The sequence below is a fragment of the Paenibacillus hunanensis genome (assembly GCF_034055775.1).
Taxonomy (GTDB): domain Bacteria; phylum Bacillota; class Bacilli; order Paenibacillales; family Paenibacillaceae; genus Saccharibacillus; species Saccharibacillus hunanensis.
Genome location: NZ_CP139194.1, coordinates 2,929,930 through 2,948,812 on the forward strand (window position 1 = coordinate 2,929,930; position 18,883 = coordinate 2,948,812).

General features: G+C 45.8%; 17 protein-coding genes. 2 read left to right on the forward strand and 15 right to left on the reverse strand.

The window, feature by feature from the left end:
* Positions 1-45: 45 nt before the first annotated feature.
* The 11 genes from SK066_RS11885 to SK066_RS11935 form a co-directional block, all read right to left on the reverse strand.
* Positions 46-1,401, reverse strand: coding sequence for a glucoamylase family protein (locus tag SK066_RS11885; RefSeq protein WP_320541653.1), 1,356 nt, complete (start codon positions 1,399-1,401; stop codon positions 46-48).
* A gap of 248 nt (positions 1,402-1,649) precedes the next feature.
* Positions 1,650-2,363, reverse strand: coding sequence for a beta-glucanase (bglS, locus tag SK066_RS11890; protein ID WP_320541654.1), 714 nt, complete (start codon positions 2,361-2,363; stop codon positions 1,650-1,652).
* Positions 2,364-2,567: 204 nt separating this feature from the next.
* A complete protein-coding gene (locus tag SK066_RS11895) occupies positions 2,568-4,331 on the reverse strand; it encodes a glycoside hydrolase family 43 protein (protein ID WP_407673665.1) in 1,764 nt (587 codons plus the stop codon).
* 447 nt (positions 4,332-4,778) lie between these two features.
* Positions 4,779-5,894, reverse strand: a complete 1,116-nt coding sequence (locus SK066_RS11900; RefSeq protein WP_320541655.1) for a copper resistance D family protein — start codon at positions 5,892-5,894, stop codon at positions 4,779-4,781.
* The gene (locus tag SK066_RS11905) at positions 5,894-6,649 is read right to left on the reverse strand and encodes a copper resistance CopC family protein (RefSeq protein ID WP_320541656.1); all 756 of its coding nucleotides are present in this window, start codon (positions 6,647-6,649) and stop codon (positions 5,894-5,896) included. The genes SK066_RS11900 and SK066_RS11905 overlap by 1 nt, the downstream gene beginning before the upstream one ends.
* A gap of 93 nt (positions 6,650-6,742) precedes the next feature.
* Entirely contained in the window at positions 6,743-7,522 is a 780-nt protein-coding gene (locus SK066_RS11910) for an NRDE family protein (protein ID WP_320541657.1), read from the reverse strand.
* Between the two features lie 262 nt (positions 7,523-7,784).
* Complete coding sequence (locus SK066_RS11915; protein WP_320541658.1) at positions 7,785-9,122, reverse strand: dihydrolipoyl dehydrogenase family protein; 1,338 nt, start codon at positions 9,120-9,122, stop codon at positions 7,785-7,787.
* Positions 9,123-9,418: 296 nt separating this feature from the next.
* Positions 9,419-10,342, reverse strand: coding sequence for a Cof-type HAD-IIB family hydrolase (locus tag SK066_RS11920; RefSeq protein ID WP_320541659.1), 924 nt, complete (start codon positions 10,340-10,342; stop codon positions 9,419-9,421).
* Between the two features lie 515 nt (positions 10,343-10,857).
* Positions 10,858-12,102 carry an MFS transporter gene (locus SK066_RS11925; protein ID WP_320541660.1) on the reverse strand — a complete coding sequence of 415 codons (1,245 nt, stop codon included), beginning with the start codon at positions 12,100-12,102 and terminating at the stop codon, positions 10,858-10,860.
* A 117-nt stretch (positions 12,103-12,219) separates the two neighbouring features.
* Positions 12,220-12,795, reverse strand: coding sequence for a TetR/AcrR family transcriptional regulator (locus tag SK066_RS11930; protein WP_320541661.1), 576 nt, complete (start codon positions 12,793-12,795; stop codon positions 12,220-12,222).
* A 140-nt stretch (positions 12,796-12,935) separates the two neighbouring features.
* On the reverse strand, positions 12,936-13,439 hold the full coding sequence (locus tag SK066_RS11935) for a DinB family protein (protein ID WP_250343083.1): 504 nt from the start codon (positions 13,437-13,439) through the stop codon (positions 12,936-12,938).
* A gap of 309 nt (positions 13,440-13,748) precedes the next feature.
* Between SK066_RS11935 and SK066_RS11940 the strand changes: the two genes are divergently transcribed.
* Both SK066_RS11940 and SK066_RS11945 read left to right on the forward strand, forming a co-directional pair.
* A complete protein-coding gene (locus SK066_RS11940; protein ID WP_320541662.1) occupies positions 13,749-14,114 on the forward strand; it encodes a BlaI/MecI/CopY family transcriptional regulator in 366 nt (121 codons plus the stop codon).
* The gene (locus SK066_RS11945; RefSeq protein ID WP_320541663.1) at positions 14,107-15,711 is read left to right on the forward strand and encodes a M56 family metallopeptidase; all 1,605 of its coding nucleotides are present in this window, start codon (positions 14,107-14,109) and stop codon (positions 15,709-15,711) included. The genes SK066_RS11940 and SK066_RS11945 overlap by 8 nt, the downstream gene beginning before the upstream one ends.
* Positions 15,712-15,813: 102 nt before the next feature.
* Here the strand turns inward: SK066_RS11945 and SK066_RS11950 are convergent, their stop codons facing one another.
* The 4 genes from SK066_RS11950 to SK066_RS11965 form a co-directional block, all read right to left on the reverse strand.
* A complete protein-coding gene (locus tag SK066_RS11950; protein WP_320541664.1) occupies positions 15,814-16,737 on the reverse strand; it encodes an NAD(P)/FAD-dependent oxidoreductase in 924 nt (307 codons plus the stop codon).
* Between the two features lie 163 nt (positions 16,738-16,900).
* Positions 16,901-17,305: an RrF2 family transcriptional regulator gene (locus SK066_RS11955; RefSeq protein WP_320541665.1), complete on the reverse strand. Its 405-nt coding sequence runs from the start codon at positions 17,303-17,305 to the stop codon at positions 16,901-16,903.
* Between the two features lie 226 nt (positions 17,306-17,531).
* Positions 17,532-17,933: an NUDIX hydrolase gene (locus SK066_RS11960; RefSeq protein WP_320541666.1), complete on the reverse strand. Its 402-nt coding sequence runs from the start codon at positions 17,931-17,933 to the stop codon at positions 17,532-17,534.
* A gap of 101 nt (positions 17,934-18,034) precedes the next feature.
* The gene (locus SK066_RS11965) at positions 18,035-18,736 is read right to left on the reverse strand and encodes a Crp/Fnr family transcriptional regulator (protein WP_320541667.1); all 702 of its coding nucleotides are present in this window, start codon (positions 18,734-18,736) and stop codon (positions 18,035-18,037) included.
* Positions 18,737-18,883: the final 147 nt, after the last annotated feature.

The window sequence follows — 18,883 nt, forward strand, 5'->3', positions numbered from 1 at the left end:
GTAGTAATGGTATAACCTATCTACAATGCACGAATACGTTTGATTTTACTGAATTGAAAATACTTCCTTCTTCAGCAACGCTTCTGGCTTTTTACCGATAGGGTCTTTATGGAAATAATCGCGAATCACGCCATCCTTCAGATAGTTGGCGATCGATACCATAATCATCCCTTGATCCAGCGCTAGATATGCCTTCGCCAGCTCGCCTGTCTCAACATTGACTGAGTCATAGAAGCCATAATTACCTAGCATATTGAAGCTTTTTAATGCCTCGATATTTTTGCGAGCATCCTGAGGGGCATATTCTAATGCGAGGAAGGTCGCATGTGCTGTAACCGTTGCGCCATCCTTATAACCGGAAGTTCCGAGAGGTGTCGCTGCAAATTCGCTGTAGCCACTTGGCGTCGCGGAAGGTGAGAAGCCCCATGCGCGATAGCCTTTTTCCTTCGCATAAGCGATTTGTAATTGGACATGACGCTCGTTATTTAAGCCAAGTGCCTTTTTACCAAGCTCCTTCTCTTTAATAACCATGCCCGGCATCAATGCTTCAAACATACTGCCGCCCCAGCTTGGAACGAACTTTTTCCCTTGATACGTATAGTGCCCTTCAAATACATTCACACCGTCATAGTTGACGTTTTTCCCCTCTGGAACTTGAGATTGCCAGTCGTATTCTGCTGGCATCGTACGAAACATCTTCCACCAGTGATCCTGCGGCACATCTCCTTTACCGATAGCGATATAGCTGGCTACGCGTGGCTCCGTATAGAATGCACCATAATGATGCTCGGTTAGGGCTCCTTTGGCAACATCATAGCCACCACGGAATTGTCCAACCTCTGGATCGTACAGCGTAGTATAGTTCATGTTGTTCACGAGCTTGCTAGTCTGTCCATTCAGCTCCTTGTACGCCTGCCCGACAACGATCAAGCCTGCGGACATCCAGCCATTATCAACCTGCGATATAAATTGCCCCCAATCCTTTTTGAGTGAACCATCGTCTGTGTTGTACCAGTTATAAAAGAGACCATTCCACTTGTCCAGCTTCTCCAATGTATTCAGCGTTGTTTGCAGACGAGATACGGCTTCCTTCTTACTAATGATGCCCATTTGCTGTGCGGATACGGTACTCATCATGTACATTGCGATATTGGTTGGAGAGGTGCGCTTGGCTTCCTCGGTTCCTTTATCTGTCGTACGTACTTCGTCGTAGGTCATACCGGTTTTCGGATCGGTATAATCCTGAAAGTATTTATACGTTTTAGCTGCAATCGCTTTCAATTCTGAGTTGAATCCAGGTGGTTTTTTAGCATCTGGTGCCGCCGAAGCTATAGGAGTTAAAGTGACGTTCGCCATCAGACAAAAAGTGAGGATCATACTGAATATCTTTACTTTTCTCATGCTTTTTCTCCTCTCAAATATAATTTGAAACGTTTCGCATTTATGATAACATGACTCTACATGTGAGGTAAATAGTAAATTGTAAGCGTTTACTAAAAACATTTTATAGGCGTTTGGGTTTAGAGGGTAGTTTATAATTGATGCGAAACGTTTCATTTTTAGTACTGAATTGATGTTATGTCATTAGCTTTATATACAAAAAGGGCAGCCTGTAGAGGGCTGCCCTTTTCCTACTTTCGACTTCAAAATCAGTTGCTTGTATACTTCACCCAATCATACTCTGCATACAGAGGATTCGCGCCATTGTAAGGTCCTAACCAATCATCTACGCCGGAGCCATTCCACAGGTTCATCATGATCTGACCTGGTGTGGTTGGAATATTACTGGTCGCTGTATGCTTGAGTACACCATCCACATACCATTTGATCGAGCCCGGTTGCCAGTCGAATGCATAGGTGTGGAAGCCTTGAGAAGCGTCAAAGCCTAGATTAATCACTTTCTCATGGTTACCCACGCCGTTTGTATAATAGTTGAATTGTACTTTAGTTGTGTCTTTGCCCAGGAATTCGATATCGATCTCATCCCATTGTGTACCGTTAGCAGGGCCAGTGTACGTGAAGAATGAGGATACGATACCTGTATTTTTTGCAGGCTTCATGCTGACTTCGTACTTACCGTAGCCGTATTTGTTAGTAGTACGGTATTCGCCGCAATCGAACTTGTTCTGTGCAGAGCTAGTCAGACCGAGTCTCATTTTGCCATCGCTGGTGAAGCTGACATTATTCCCACGCCATGTGCAGTTAAACATATTACCGTTGGAATAGCCGTCTGCTTTTTGCCATGTGCTTGGGTTAAAATACGTGAGGGGCTCCCAGAGCACCGTTGCTGCGAACGTATTGGCGGAGAAACAGAGAGACAGTACACCTGCGGTTAACAGAGCAAACCATGATTTTCTTTTCATACAAAACCTCCAATAATATAGTAAATGTAACGGATAACTGTGTTTATGCACCTCATCGAGATAACGAGTTGGAAGCGATCCTCCTGAGTATCTTCGATTAGTGTTCGGTTAGTGAATGTGTATTCATCTTGCTTAATCATCTATACACATCTCATAAAATAGAGCTTGTCTGTGCTTAGCATCTTGCATGATTTAGATGCTGCATTATTCGCTTGCAGGCACTTCGCTCACTGGCGCGCTATCTGTTGTCGTTCCAGCTGGAGCAGCTTCATCTGTATTCGATGCTGGCTCAACAGATATCGGGCTTGTCGATGATGCTGGCTGTTCTGTTCCACTATTCTGCTCTACTGTAGCCTCATCTGGATGGGTCACAACAGGAACGGACTGCTCTTCTGCTGCCGCGCCTTGTGTTTCCGTTGGAACAGCTGTCAGTCCTGCATTGGACACGAATTGCCATGCATCCAGATTGAACAGGTTACCGCCGCCACCGGTAAATACGAGATACAGATTATGAATGCCTGTGGCATTGCTGATATTCGTCTGCACTTCTCTCCAGTTCTGTACGCCGCCTGTGGAAGGCACTTGCAGTGTACCTACGAGAGGGCCCGTTACACTATCCAGTCGTACTTCGATATTGCCGCCTACGGTAGAAGCTACCGTTGCTTTGAACGAACGAGCACCTGCCGAGCCGAAGTCTGCTCTGCCGACAGCGATCCAGTCGCCATTGTTGATATTCGTTACATTCTGATTGTTAAACGGTCCACTTGCCTGACTTGCTTCTGTGTTGATTCCAGCTTGCCAGCCGATCGTCTCTGCTTCCACACGTGTATATGGATTCAGATTGAACAGCTGCGGCACGCCTGTCATATTCGCCTGCACCTCAGCGATACTACCGTCTCCGTTATGGAACAGCTTGTTAATGTGCGGAGAACGATAGCCCTTGCCATCACCGATCTGTGCTTTACTTACCGTTTGAGCATGATACACGACATACCATTGATTGTTGAAGTTAAATACAGCATGGTGATTGTTACCGCCTACTCCGAAGAAGGAGTATGGATTTTTTAAGAAATGACCTTTGTACGTGAACGGCCCCATTGGGTTATCGCTCACCATGTAACCAATCTCACCTGCTGGATATTGCGATGGATGGCTACCAGCAAAGTTGATGCAATATGAGTAGTAGTATTTACCGTTGTATTTGTGAATACCTGAATCCTCGAACAGGTACGGTGCATCGATGGTGCTTGCACTGCCACTTACGCTGATCATATCGGCACCGAGCTTGATCACACGTGCTGTTTTTGGATTAGCGATGGATGCTGGATCGGATTCATTCGGAATACCGCCGCCACTGTACAGATAGCCTGTACCATCATCGTTCACAAGGACAGCCGGGTCGAACAGCCATTTTACGCCAGACATACCTGGTGTGTTTTGAGTCAGCAACGCTTTACCGAGTGGATCTGTCCACGGACCGATTGGCGTATCAGCGGTCAGTACACCGATGCCTGCGCCGCCATTAGCAAAGTACAGGAAGAATTTATCTTTACCGTTGATTTTTTTATGGGCTACTGCGGGTGCCCATGAATTAGCAGCCCATTTGGCAATTCCTTTGCCATTGTTTTTATTGTTAGCACCGGCAACCGGAACAGTTCCATGATCTGTCCAGTTCACCATATCTGAGGAAGAGATGACCTGTACACGATCCAGCGCACTAAAGTCATTTTCCTTAACGGTTCCGTTGCTGTTGTATACGTATGTATCACTCGACATGTATACATACACTCTGCCATTGTAGACGAGCACATACGGATCAGCTCCAAGCTTATGATCCATCAGCGGATTCGCATTTCCCGGCAGCTTGGCGAGTGACTTGGTAGCTGCTTCTGCACGTAAGGAGGAAAAGGCACCTAACAATAAAATGAAAGACATGAGTACGATGAGACATTTACGCATCCTGAACATTACATAACCTCCATTTCGAATTTTGTTAACGCTTACAAAAACCATGTATAAAAGCATTCTGTAAAAGAAGAGTGCCCACCGGTTGACATATCTGCACGGTTTTACGCATTCATTGAGAAATGATAATTATGTAATTAAATTCAAAATAATGGTTATTACCGATTTGAGAAAATCATAGCATGGTCTATTTTATATCTCAACATCATTAAAAGGATGCGACTTATTAGCGAAATTAATGACGCATAATGCTGTAATATCGGGCATTCAGGTACAATTATATTTTCATATGATTATGTCCGTTGAATAATATGGACTTGCATTTGTCTAACTTTTCCCTTGATAAAAGGTTATAGCGATCACTATCATCACCAATAAAAAAGCCAACCCTCCGCTATGGAAGATTGACTCTTGAGTTGATAAAAGATTGCATGAGTTACGAGTTAGCTGTTATGGATGCACGCTCAGCATTACAGCCGTATACAATGATATCGCGGAGCAGACTAGCAATCCAAGCGATGTCCATACACTGCGAAAGCGAACGAGCATCCACACTCCTGCGAGCACGAACGCTAATGCCAGCACTGCGATTGCTACGCCTGTAAATGACCAGCCAAGCTGTACTAATCCATATAAGCTCGCCTGTCCAAATGGCTCATAAAACAATGTCCATAGCGGAGATAGCGGAATAACTCCACTCTCTAATGCAGCTACTAGATCATGCGGTGGCGATTGATTCGACAGATAGGCAGTACCGACTAGCACCAGAAAAGCAAGAATCGTTTCCACACGTAACCAGCATACCGGATTCCACTGCGGCTGCCGTGCCAGCTGCCCTTTTAACAAAAAGCTATTCGTTGCTGCCAATACTGTTAAAGGTAATAGTAATGCGTGCTTAATAAGCAGTGCCTGTCCAAACGGAACTGCGAGACTGGCCGCATAATTATCGGTGAAGGATAGCATCATCAGCAAGCCAGACGCAATCGCCGCAATATAACAGATCATCGCAAACGGAGACATCCAGCTTAGCCATGCCTGCCATTTCTCCGGCCGCTTCGTACACCACGCCACGACAAACAGCACACCCAGCCATAGCGTCACACTAAGCAGATGAACAGAATGGGTAAGAAAGCCGGTAAAGCCATACAGACTGGATGAATGACTGGTGTAACCGATCCCGGCAAGCATGCCGATCGCCAGTATAAGACCGATGGCAGATCGTAAGTGCGGACGTTGATTCCATACGCGCTGATATAACACAATGATCAGTAAAAGCCCACAAATGACCGTAATCAGCCAGCCATGCCCGGCATTATAGCTACCCAGCACATAGGCAAGCACGAAGCCAAACGTATAATCAAACTCCGTAACGAAGAAGTAAATTACTTGAAGCATCGGCGCAGCAGATAAGATCATAATGCCGATAATCATGCCAGCTACTACCTTTTTCGGCATATAGATGCCTGGTTGCAGCGATGGATGAATAGCGCCGAGCAGTAGTGTACCGAGTACAAGGGATAGACAGATATATAGGATTAGATCAGCCAGCATCATCCCATAGAGCACTATGACTTCCTCCGCTTACTAATGGTTGCCACAGCTGCGATAATAGCAATGAGAATAACGGCGATTGTAATAATCCAGGTGGCTGGAGATACACTTTCGCTATCCTTTTCATCATCTGATGCTGCCGCAGCGCCACTTGATGCTGGCTTCTGATCGGTCGTTGCATCATCGGCTGGTGTGGTTTCCGTTTGTGCCGAAGTGGTCGGTGCTGGACTCTCTATGGATGCCTCCCCATTTGCAGAGGAATCACTTGCTTCACCGGAGCTGCTATCTGTAGAGGATGTACCGGTAGATGAAGATGACTGGTCTGTATTCTCTGCGGCTTCACTCGTGGTGTCCGATCCAGCAGCTGAGCTGCTTGTAGCTTCATCCGCTGCTGCTGTTACGGTAAAAGCATAGCTCCCCTCAATCGGGTGACTATCTTCGCCGACAATTTTCCATTGAACCGTATAGCTACCGGCGGTCAATGGTTCAGCTGGCTTACCAGACATCGAGGAGCCATCCACCTTAATATCGTTGATCGTGACAGCCCCATTATTGGAGGAAGTCACTGTAAATGAGCTAAGCTCCGCAATCGATGTGTTAAAAGTCATCTGAATTTCGTTCACTGCTTTCTCTACCTTCGCATCTTTAGCGGGTACAGCACGTTCAAGACTCGTATGAGCCGAGGCGGTCAATGGGATCGCCACCCAGAGTAGCATCATGCCAAGGGCAGTGAATATGATTTTACGAGATAATATTGAAAATAAGGACATGGTGGAGCTCCTCTCTATGCATGGGATTAGTAAGCAGAATTTTTCGGAAGTGCATACTTTCAGAAGTGCTACCCTGTACATCATACCTAACGATTATGCCTGTAGCGGAATTATCATATGCTGTTCCTCTACCAGTTCGGGTACATAGGTGCGTTCACGCAGACGAATTTCCTGATCGTTCATCATCACTACAGTGGAAGATCGCGTCCCGTATCGGGAAGCTTCACTCCGAATGAAGATCGAGGATAGTATACGTTCCCATTCCAGTGGAACACCCGTAGCAGGTAATTGCTCGTCTGCTGGTCGGTCTGCTAGCTGGAGCAGATGAAATAACGCATCACCTAACTGTTCTATCTCCTCAGCTAGCGGAGACTCTAATAGCTTTTGCAAGCCTGCTTTCCCCTGTTCCACCTTAGGCCAGCTCGTATTGAGCAGATGATTACTAATACCATAAATGCCGCGTTCCAATCGCTGTGGCTGCTGGCTTTTATTAGAGTAGTAATACAGCTCATGGTGGTCACCTGCAAGCAGATTGTAGCCCGGATAATCCTCTGCATGCTTATGAATATGCTCCATGTACGCCTGCGGAGTAGCATCTCCGGTTAGAAAGTTAGCGACTAGCTCTCCTCTTGAGCGCTTGCCTTCACTTTGCTCCAGCGGATCACGATAATTCGTTAATCCAGCAAATCGTCCTCGATCGGATATACCGAGCCATGTGCCCAGCTTCAATAGATCACGTCCAGCAATGACATGTGGAGCATCTGACCAGCGATGAACCGATGCAGATGGACGATCATAGAATTCATCCCGATTGGCAGCCACAAGGAGTGGATAGTCGGGATGGATGCCATAGGCAAATAAAATAAGACACATGCAGTCATAGCTCCTTCAACTTGAGATTCGTATGTACCGTGATGATGGTAAGCTCTTTTTCATTTTAGCATAGGTCGTCCCGTATGCTGCATAGAGAATGGTGATAGATAGCATGAATAACGATACACAAAAGCCGCATACTTCTGAGAAAATAACTTTTCATGAATCCTCATGCTCTCAGAATAATGCGGCTTTCGTGTTATCACTTTCTTTTACAGCCTTATAAGCGGCTCAATACAGTATATTTTAATAGGCTAGCACATTAAGATTGGAAATAACGCGGAATCATCGTCTCGAATGATGGGAACGCGTATACGATCTTCGCTGCATCCTCCGCAGTCAAGCCCAGTGTGATAAATGGAGTCAAGCTATTAATGATCTCCAGTGCTTCCTGACTGTAAGCAGTTGCACCTACCAGCTTGTTGTCTGCATCATGGATGAGTGTGAGATGCGCATTCGCTTCACCACGTCCGGCAAAGTCCCATTGCTTACCTAGCTCCATCGGCTGAACCTTGTATTGATCACCATGTGCTTCCGCTTCTTCTACCGTAATACCAACCTGTGCGATACGCGGAGCAGTAAAGGCAATCGTAGCGATCGGTGGATATTGAATTGGCTCATTCACTTTACCAAGCAGCTTACCTGCCAGATATTTCGCTTCAAATACCGCAGTCGGCGTGAGTCTTGGCTGCTTTTTATCAAGAATATCGCCTGTCGCATAGATATGCGAGGTGGAGGTTTGCAGATATTCATTCACTTCAATCCCGCGCTTGTTGTACGTAACACCTGCTGCTTCTAACTGAAGCGGTTCAACGTTAGGAATACGTCCTGTTGCATTCACGATCAGACCTGCCTGTAGCTTCAGACCGCTTTCCGTTTGCAATTCTAGCCCGGAGCCTGCTTGCTGTACTGCGGTTACCTTTTCGTTGAAGTGGAACTGAATACCGTCCTGCTTCATTTTCTCCGTCAATTGGCGTGCATAGGGCTGGTGGAAACCATTCAGTACACGATCCGATACCTGTACGATGTGTACACGAGAGCCGGCACGGAAAGCGATCGATGCGAGCTCCATCGCTACATAGCCTGCGCCGATCAGAACGATATCCTCTGGCAGCTCCGGTAGATACAGGAATTCATTACTTGTAATCAGCAGCTCTTCACCTGGAATGTTGAGTTCAGCCGGGCGCTGTCCTGTGGCAATTACGATCGTCTCCGCCGTATAGCTCGTTCCAGCCACCTCAACCGTATGTTCATCTGTAAAGCGCGCTTCACCGCGAATGATCTCGATGCCCGCTTTTTTCAGATTGGATTCCATTGTTTTCGGCAATTCACCGAGAATTTTATTTTTATGCTCCATCAATTTACCCCAATCAAGCTTGAATTCACTTTGCAGACCTGCTGTCTCCAGTAGCTCAGCATCCTCCATCAGCTTGATCGGCCCATCCAAAATGATCTTAGGATTACAGCCGTAGTTTGTACATACACCGAGGATTTTATCGCGTTCAATAATAGCTACCTTTTTACCGCTCATACTTAGCGGAAGTGCGGCATTCCATGCTCCCTGCCCGCTACCAATAAATAGAATATCAAATGCTGTCATTATGATTCCTCCTCTGTTTCATTTCACTTGAAATTAATTGTGCGTGATTATTATTATGATCAAAAAATTTTGCCATCCTGTTTTACATTACCCAATTTATTCGTCATACAATAATATTTAGCAAGAAAAATTCGATTCGTGATATCCTCCATGCTTCAATTGTCCCATCTCCGCACATACTTATCCTATGTGAAAACGACGCAAAAAGCCTGATATATAGCGCTTTGGGTGCGCTCTACTCAGGCTTTATATATATTCATATAACAGAATGATAAACAGGGATCAAAATAGAACCATCACGACGACAACGACTCGTTCGCTTCCTGAATCAAACCATATTTTACAAAGCTCTTGTATAAACCATCTTCCTCGACCGTATCGGTAATATCATCTGCGATCGCTTTTAAACCGGGCTTGGCATTACCCATCGCGATGCCGATCGCACAATATTCCAGCATCTCGGCATCATTCATTCCATCACCAATAGCTAGCGTATCTACCTGTGACTCTTGCAAATGCTCAAGCACATCCGCAATCGCAATCGCCTTATGAATACCCGGTATCATGAGCTCACCGCTATCCTTACCAAAGATCGGTACGGTACACTGAATAACCTCGAACTTGCCGCTGAACTCCTGCTGGATCACTTCAAATGGCAGGCTACTCTCTAGAAAACACACCTTATTCACATCGTCCTTATACAAATCAGTCACACCATAGGTCAAGCCTTCAATAAATGGATGCGGTGCTTGCTCCATCCGCTGCTTAGCTAACGGATCGTTCTCCATATCCCCATAGATCAGACGCTCCAGCTGAGGACGAAGTCCACTACTCGCATACAGCGCTGAATTCGATTCCAGATAAAAGTGAACACCATGCTGGTTAAAAAAGTCGACCATATGTCGCACATCCTGAGGCTGCACTTTTTTGTGATATAGCACCTGCTCACCAAGCTCTACATAACCACCGCCTGCGCCGATCAATCCGTCAAAGCCGATCTCCCAGATCGAATCGTAAATCTCTGCTTTGGAGCGTCCTGTACATAAAAATAACAAATGTCCGTTCGCTCTCGCCTGCTGGCAGGCAAGCTTCGCCGAGGATGGAACAGTACCGTAATCATTCACCAGCGTACCATCGATATCGATAAAAACTATTTTCCGTGCAGACGGCTCGTTACGCTTCGTCACTTCGGATGTAGAGGTTCCTTTTGCTTGTTGCATCGTATCGCACTCCTGACTATGAGATGATTCGTAATAATTTAGACGTATGCAGCTAGCGTTATAGCAAGTATCGATATACGGCAATCCGAAATGGCAGATAAGCGTATAATATCGATTGATCGCATGATACATCGTTGATCATTCCGCCAAGCAAACAGGCAATCCAACAGATGATCTACTATGCTAGCTGTCTTCCTAACTGTAGCTGTTGGAACGGGTTACATGTCAACTGCTTTTAGTGTGGTTATACCTCATGGATGTATATCACGATGATCCACCCCAGCATGAATCTCCAACATGGTTATTCTCTATCTCTTTGACTCAGCAAACAATGAAAAGAGCAGACCCTGACGAGTCTGCTCATACAAGCTAATTTAGCTCAAGTGTAATCCAATTAGATTCATACGAACCTTTATTCTAATCGCCAGTTTCATCCTGATTACTAGCTTATTCTTGAACGGATGACTGTTGCCCTTTTTCAGCACTCATCGGCCACTATGCTACTTCAGCCTAGTTTACTTGGCAGACGATTCCACCGGATTACGACGAAATTCTGTTGCAAAGTAAACCAGTGCCAGCAGCGGCAATGCCAGCCCTAGAGCAATCGCAGCCGTCCATCCACCTGCTTCAAATGCCCATGTACCTGCGGACGAACCAATCGCTCCACCGAGGAAAAAGGTTGCCATATACAATCCATTCAGGCGACTGCGTACCTCTGCGCCAAGTGAAAAGATCGCACGCTGACCTAGCACCAGATTCGCCGATACTCCGAGATCGAGTAAAATCGCTGCTAGCACCAGTAATAAAACACTTACGATCGAGCCATCACGTGCCAGTAATGGCAGTAGCATGGAGATAATCACGACTGCAAACGCCATTGCCGTTCCTGGACGAATCCAGCCACGGTCTGCCATCCGACCTGCGATAGGTGCAGCCGCAGCTCCTGCTACTCCAACCAGTGCGAAGATCGCAATGCCTGTCTGCGAAAAATGAAATATCGGCCCTGCCAGAAGTAACGGTACTGTTGTCCAAAACAAGCTAAATGTACCGAAGATTGCAGCATGGTACAGAGCACGGCGCCGTAAAATCGGTGTATGCCGAACAAGCTGCGCCATCGAAGCAATCAGCTGTGGATACCGATGACGGGAAGCAGGGCGATTTGTAGGTAATGCTCGAATCAGTACGAGCGCAAGAATCATAACTAGCGCTGCTGAAATGAAGAATACCGCACGCCAGCCAAGATGATCAGCAATCAAGCTGGATAACGGACGTGCCAGCATAATACCAAGCAATAATCCACTCATAATATTTCCGACCACACGTCCACGAGATTGCTCTGGGGCAAGATGAGAAGCATACGGTACAAGAATCTGTGCCGCTACCGAGCCCAGACCGATCAGCATAGAAGCGATGAGGAATATCGTCGCCTGACCTGCCCATGCGGCCATTAATAATGCCAGTACCGTAAATAATAACGATACAAATACAAGCCGACGATTTTCTACAATATCACCAAGCGGAACGATAAATAACAATCCTACCGCATAGCCAATCTGTGCCAGTGTGACGATAAGCCCTGCTGCTTCTGCCGATAGTCCAATATCAGCGCGAATCAAGCCAACAAGTGGCTGTGCATAATATAGATTAGCGACAATCACGCCGCAGGCAATAGCGAGAAAGATCATTAGCCAGTTTGGCATCGTTGGCTGTGCGGACTGCTCTGCCGAGCTATTGGCAGTATGGGGTTTTCTACTCATCATGAACACGTCCTATCCTTATTTGTATTCGGAACAATCATTCCAAAAATTCGTAAAATAAAATCACATCCTGTACTGGATATGATCGCTTCTCTTTCTAGGAGTTACTTTACGATCGATTTACAGCATATCGATAACCGATTCTACCATCTGCTCCGCATGCGTGCGATCCGAATCCACTTTGGCGGCGATATTAATACCGTGGTTCAGATTGAGCAGTAAATACGACAGGGTACGAATATCGCGATCTGCTGCAATCTCACCGCTATCCTGTCCTTTTTGCAATAACTTATAAAATGCCTCTCCCAGATCCTCAAATCGCTTCTGTACAATATCGCGAATCTGCTCGTCAGGTGCATCCAGCGCGGCAATGGCATTGGTGATCAAGCATCCTCGTGGAGAAGATGGATTGAACGCTCCATCAATATGCTTGGCAAAATAAGCACGAATCCCTTCCCTAGCAGAGCTTGCCCGGGTGAGCTCGCTGCGTTTGTCCTCACCAAGCCGCTTGTAATACTCAATCGATTGTAGATACAGATGCTCCTTATCCACAAATGTCTCGTACATGCTGGAACGGCTAATATTCATCGCCTGTAGTAGCTCTGCCATGCTAGTTGCTTCGTAGCCCTTTTGCCAGAACACAAGTGTAGCCGCATGAAGCACCTCTTCATGGTCAAATTCCTTCGTTCTACCCATTCCGTCGCCTTCCTTCTGTAGTAGTAAACACAGTATACTCTTTTCGGAATGAATGTTCCAGTATTTTCACAAAAAAATATACCGCCTTATTTCAAGACGGTATTGGGAGCGTATACATTTATAGGTGCAATTCTATATTTTTAGGAAGAAGGCGTATACATATAAAAAGCATAATCCGTTGGAATTCCTCTATATCCGAGCTGATGCAGCATCGCTGTCAGATTACCACGATGATACGTACCATGATTCACAACGTGCTGAACCAATTCACTTAGCGGCGTATCCGTTGTGCCATAAACCGGATGCGTCACCGTCACACTACCTTCCAGATCATGCCCATCGAAAAAGCTGCGATATGCCAGCTCCGTCTCAGCAAAGCGCTGCTCCATCTCCTGCACCGTTGCTAGCTTGGTCTCGTCCATTAATTTCATAATCAATTGTCTGGATTCATCAAATGGACGTTCACACATGACGCTTAGCCACATCGTATCCATCGCATACATATGAGACAACAATTGCCGAATAGAAGGAAAGACACTTTTCACTTCGCGGCTCCAGGCATCTTCAGGAAGCGTACGCAAATGTTCAAATACTAGCTTGTTGGCCCATACATGATAATTGTATAGCTTGATTGTTGGATTCATACTCGACATCTCCATTCCGGCCAGGCTACCTAAACTATATTCCGCCTGATCAAACAACACCCTAACACAGTGCAATTCCATCATAGAACCCCTGTTCGTGTCTGTCAATATTCGTTGCTGATGTACAATTCTATGTTTTGCAAATATGAAAATACTGTCATCATTTTAAACTTGTTTTTCACATAAGACATCTGTAGTATACAAAGTGTACAAGACAACTGTCTTATGCTGCTGCATCCGATATTTGCCCTGAATCGTATGTCAGGCTCTCGCCATATTCGATACGCAGCAGCAGGAAAGGAGATCTGCATGGATAAGCTTAATTTAGTGGAATCCGAGCTAAAAGTAATGCATGTGTTATGGGAGCTGGGAGACTCTCCTGCACGGCAGATTGCTAATGAACTAACCGAACAATACGGCTGGAATGTGAATACAACGTACACATTGATCAAGCGTTGTATCAAAAAGGGAGCGATCGAGCGCAGCGAGCCTAATTTTGTATGTCATGCGCTCGTGTCTCGCGAAGAAGTACAACAAAAGGGTACTGTCGATCTGGTTAATCGTATCTTCGGCGGCTCGACTAATAAGCTGTTTGCTTCGCTACTCGGTAAAAAAGAACTAACGGACGAGCAGATCGAACGTCTGAAAAAGATGGTGGATGAATTGGATGACTAATTGGATTGCGATCGACTGGCTTCAGATGGAGCTCGTAGGCACAGGTATGATCTTGATGATCGCCCTAATGCGTATCATCTTTCGTCACAGACTACCCAGACAGACCTTTTTATGGCTATGGGCAATCGTATGGATTCGCTTGTGTATCCCGGTGTCTATTTCAGTACCTGTGAGCTGGATATCGTTTTTAGACCACACATGGAATAACTTTGTAGGGAGCAAGAAAGCGGATCAGCTACATCCAGTAGCTCATGCAACTATTACAAATGGTAATTCGGCAACACCTATGTATACTGAAGCACCAATGTCTACCGCTCTGTATCCACATGCTATTCCTTCCGATTCGGTACCGACGATAAGCTGGCCCGGAGGATTGCATGCAATGCCGATGACGCCACTTTCCACTGAGACGCTATGGATCATTATTCGCATTGTGGGAGCCGTAGGCTGCATGCTTTATTTCGTTATCGCTTATGTGCAGTGGTATCAGCGCTTTCAGTCCTCGGTAGCTGTAAAACACGATGTCGTTCAGCGCTGGCGTGATCGACATCCGCTGCGACGACCACTAGCTATTCGGGAAAGCTCACATATTGATTCTCCATTAACATATGGAGTACTGCGGCCTGTTATTTTGCTACCTGTAACTACAGATTATACGGATGAACAGAAGCTGGATCATATTTTAACCCACGAATACGTGCATATTCGCCGTTTTGACAGTTTGATTAAAATGATCCTGCTAGGTACATTATGCTGGCACTGGTACAATCCGTTCGTTTGGCTGATGTATGCGCTAGTAAATCGAGATATAGAGCTAGCATGTGATGCTGAGGTGGTACGCCGAGCAGGATATGCTAAACGTGGTAGCTATGCGCGAACACTTATTCATATGGAGGAAAAAAAAGCGGCTCTGCCTGTGACTGTGAATTATTTTGGCAGATTAGCGATCGAAGAAAGGATTGAAGCAATTATGAAATTCAAATCAATATCAGCCATTGCCATACTAAGCTCTACATTATTAATTGGAGGAACAGCAGTGATGCTAGCTACGCCGACTATGGCTGCTACAACGCATGCAAAAGTTTCCACCTCAAGCAATAAGGCAACAACTCCGATAGGCTATACACCATCCATCAATGAATCCGGGACGAAGGTTCCCGTATACGGTGTGGGTCAGACATGGAAGCTCAATAACGAGTGGGCATTCACTGTCAACTCGATTCAGGAAACGTCTTTACGCGGTGATACTGCTGATGGATACCGTCCTGCTAAGCAGGCATTTATCGTAACGTATAGCTATAAAAATCTTCGACCAGCAGGCAGTGAGCCGTTAGCTTTTTCCAAAGCGAACTTTGACCTAAGCGATGCGCAAAATGATACGTTTTATGCTGATGGTTCACATAATGGGATTGTTGCGCCTAATGCAGAGCTTGCTCAAAATGCAGCACCTGGACAGCAAATTAACGGCGCTGGCTGGGCATATGCTTTTTACGATCATACTGCGAAAACCGTACGTTTGAACATCGGTGCTTTCGATCAAAAGGATAAGCTACATGAAGCAAGCTTTGTTGTTGCTGTACAACCAGAGAGCAAGTAGCTTCTATAAAAGACCTGATTAGATGCTATGCGATGAACATTTCTAATAGGAGTAAAGCAGCCGTTAGCAGGATATATTCTGCTAGCGGCTGCTTTTTTATTTTCAATGATTAACGGATTGCAGGCTCCATTCTTCCTCCATTAATGCTCCATGAATCATAGCGCCGGTCAGGCTTCCTTGTGCAGCAGCGATAATAAGCTGCGAAGGGCCTTTGAACGCTGCATCTCCTGCACTATACAAGCCTTCAACACTCGTACGTCCCATCTCATCCACTCCAATATAGCCCTGCTCATTGAGTTCATAGCCTAATGTATCGTGGAAGGTTGCTTTAGGTAAGAATTGTGGCATTACGAATCCACCGCTACGCTCTACCGTCTCACCATCGGAGAGAATGACCCGTTGTAGCTTGCCGTCCCGATGCTCTAGCTGTTCGATCGGCGTTGTGATAACCGTAATTCCTTTTCCCTGAAGCTCTAGCTGTTGCTCGGGTTCCAGTACGGAAGCGCCATTCGTGAATACGACGATATCCTGACTCCAAGTATGTACCATTTTGGTCAGGTGCATGATCCGACTTTCCATACCAATCACCGCTAATGGCTGATCCCGTTGCTCCCAGCCATCGCAGAATGGACAATTGAACAAGCTCTGACCATAGCAGTCGGTCACGCCTTGAATATCAGGCAGCACTTCTTTAATTCCTGTTGTAAAAAGTAGCTTACGAGTAGTGAGCTGCTGTCCATCGTTGAGCTCTATCCGAAAATGCCCGTTATCTAGCTGCTCCGCCTTTTCAGCTATTGCTACGCGATGCTCTACCGAAGGGTAATACAGCACCTCTTCGTAGGCAATACGGCGGAATTCTGCTGGCTTGATCCGATCACGAGTTAAGTAACCATGCGATTCATGGGTTACTCGATTACGTGGCTGTCCATCATCGACGATAACGACCTTACGTTTCGCACGTCCTAACACCAGCGCAGCGTTCAGACCCGCAGGTCCTCCACCAATAATGACACAATCATAGATCATTTATTTTCCTCCTTGGCGATACCATTAGTGATCGCTCAATTTTAATTGCATATATTAAAGACTCTTAATATCCTTAATAAGATCAAAAAAAAGCGCGTGTTCGCCTATGACAGCAATCTGCTTGTACATCATATGATTGGCACGCCGTCACTGCGAGTTAATGCTACTCGTCAGTGACTGGCATATGTGCAACCAGATCAGCTAGCTTTTGCTGCTGTAAATAGTGCTCCATCGTTCCCTCTGCCTGAATCATCACCTGCTGGATCCTACATTCCGGCCCATGATCGAGCGTACACTCGAACAAGGAAGCTGTTCCTTCAATGGCATGAATGATATCCAGAAAGGACAACTGCTCCCAGTTACGCTTCAAACGATAGCCGCCATGTGCTCCCGGCGATGATTCCACCATGCCTGCCTTTGCCAGCTTGGTCAGAATTTTAGACAGATAAGTGGGAGACACGCCTTGAAACTCAGCCAGCTGCTGAACACCAGTCAGACGATCTGGTGTAGCTACAGCCAGATGCAGCATCGTATGGAGCGCATAATCTGTCGCTTTGGAAAACTTCATGTATAGACGCCACCTTTATTACCGATATTACAGACTTTATGGGTCTATAATATAGATGATATATCATAGTGTCAACCGATTTATTGAAGAGTAGCGATCATTATTCGTTCAACAACTAGTTGACACCATTTTTACTATTGCTACTATGACTATTCTTGCTCTTGCTAAATAGCATAACAATCATCAGCTCAGATTGTAAAACAATCCTTCAGGATTACACAGCATATTAATCCAGTAACTCCTGCTGCTTGAGCTGTTCAAATACCAGTCGACTCGCTATCGACACTTGCTCCTGATCGTCATAGCTCAGCCACGCCATCTCCTCAATCTCGCTATCTGGCTGTAGAGTACCTTCATAATCAGCCGTATAACAGGTCAAGCGAACGATCGTTCCAGTTGCCTTGCTATCTGCTTCTGCTTCAAATGTGCCGACATGCATGATCGTCTCCTGCTGTAGCGTTACACCCAGCTCCTCCTGAACCTCGCGAATCAATGTCTGCTGATCCTCTTCGCCCGGGTCTCTTTTACCACCTGGAATATAATATAGCTCCTTGCCTTTGGAGCGTACACAGAGTAGCTTGCGTTCGCTGAGATAGATCCATGCGATTTTATCGATGATAGTTGACATATAAAAGCTCCCTTCGCTTATGCGGTAATATAGTTGGTTTGATTCATTTAGCTTAGCAAGTCTGACCTATATGCATGACATATAAGATAGACACAGATTTTTTAAAATACAATCTCCCTCGCACCCGTCAACTTCTCCAGACCCTCTCGATTCAAAATAACCAGCTTGCCACGTGTTCGCTCCAGCAATCCATCCTCACTAAATTGACTGATCACCCGATTCAGATGGCGATAGCTCGTTCCGATCAGATTCGCAATGTCTGTCAGATTATAGTCAGCAGGGTCGCCGGTCAGAAGCGTATTATGCTCTAACGTCGTGACCGATAATAGATAGCTTGCCAGACGTATTTCCACAGGATACATCAGATTGAAGCTCATCGATTCGGATTTCACGCGAAATTTATACGTGATGATATTCAAAATGAAGCGTAAAAATGGGGCGTGATCCTGTCCATATTGATACAGCCATTGATAGCGAATACCGAGTACCTCCACTGGTGTTACCGCTTCAACGGTATTCATCAGTTCGACTCGCTCCACATATTCGATATCTCCAATCATCTCCGGTGGTGTCTTGAAGGAGAGAACGAGTGTCTTGCCTTCGGGTGAGGTGAGCGATGTTTTGGTCGTGCCTTTGACCAGTACATATAATATCTCGGAGCGCTCGCCCTGAGCACATAACACTTCGCCCGGCTCAAATTGATATAGACCGAGATGAGGCAGTAATGGCTCGTGAAATACATCTTCAATCCGATATTGCTGCAAATACGCTTGCAGCTGCTTTTGATCTTGAATCTCTTGCATGATCACACCGCTCTCTATCTTGAATCTGTCTAGAAAATGCCCAGCGTTCCTGAGCGATCAGGACATAATGAATACAAACGAATCTGCCTGCTTTAATCTTCCTGTTTTATTATACCGAAAGCACACAGGGATGAGACTAGGACATAT

Excerpts from the sequence above, each read along its gene's own strand:
- SK066_RS11920 (WP_320541659.1), bottom strand. The coding sequence starts at position 10,342 with ATGCAACAAGCAAAAGGAACCTCTACATCCGAAGTGACGAAGCGTAAC.
- SK066_RS11905 (WP_320541656.1), bottom strand. The coding sequence starts at position 6,649 with ATGTCCTTATTTTCAATATTATCTCGTAAAATCATATTCACTGCCCTT.
- SK066_RS11910 (WP_320541657.1), bottom strand. The coding sequence starts at position 7,522 with ATGTGTCTTATTTTATTTGCCTATGGCATCCATCCCGACTATCCACTC.
- SK066_RS11940 (WP_320541662.1), top strand. The coding sequence starts at position 13,749 with ATGGATAAGCTTAATTTAGTGGAATCCGAGCTAAAAGTAATGCATGTG.
- bglS (WP_320541654.1), bottom strand. The coding sequence starts at position 2,363 with ATGAAAAGAAAATCATGGTTTGCTCTGTTAACCGCAGGTGTACTGTCT.
- SK066_RS11945 (WP_320541663.1), top strand. The coding sequence starts at position 14,107 with ATGACTAATTGGATTGCGATCGACTGGCTTCAGATGGAGCTCGTAGGC.
- SK066_RS11895 (WP_407673665.1), bottom strand. The coding sequence starts at position 4,331 with ATGTTCAGGATGCGTAAATGTCTCATCGTACTCATGTCTTTCATTTTA.
- SK066_RS11930 (WP_320541661.1), bottom strand. The coding sequence starts at position 12,795 with ATGGGTAGAACGAAGGAATTTGACCATGAAGAGGTGCTTCATGCGGCT.
- SK066_RS11915 (WP_320541658.1), bottom strand. The coding sequence starts at position 9,122 with ATGACAGCATTTGATATTCTATTTATTGGTAGCGGGCAGGGAGCATGG.
- SK066_RS11960 (WP_320541666.1), bottom strand. The coding sequence starts at position 17,933 with ATGTCAACTATCATCGATAAAATCGCATGGATCTATCTCAGCGAACGC.
- SK066_RS11965 (WP_320541667.1), bottom strand. The coding sequence starts at position 18,736 with ATGCAAGAGATTCAAGATCAAAAGCAGCTGCAAGCGTATTTGCAGCAA.
- SK066_RS11925 (WP_320541660.1), bottom strand. The coding sequence starts at position 12,102 with ATGATGAGTAGAAAACCCCATACTGCCAATAGCTCGGCAGAGCAGTCC.
- SK066_RS11935 (WP_250343083.1), bottom strand. The coding sequence starts at position 13,439 with ATGAATCCAACAATCAAGCTATACAATTATCATGTATGGGCCAACAAG.
- SK066_RS11950 (WP_320541664.1), bottom strand. The coding sequence starts at position 16,737 with ATGATCTATGATTGTGTCATTATTGGTGGAGGACCTGCGGGTCTGAAC.
- SK066_RS11885 (WP_320541653.1), bottom strand. The coding sequence starts at position 1,401 with ATGAGAAAAGTAAAGATATTCAGTATGATCCTCACTTTTTGTCTGATG.
- SK066_RS11955 (WP_320541665.1), bottom strand. The coding sequence starts at position 17,305 with ATGAAGTTTTCCAAAGCGACAGATTATGCGCTCCATACGATGCTGCAT.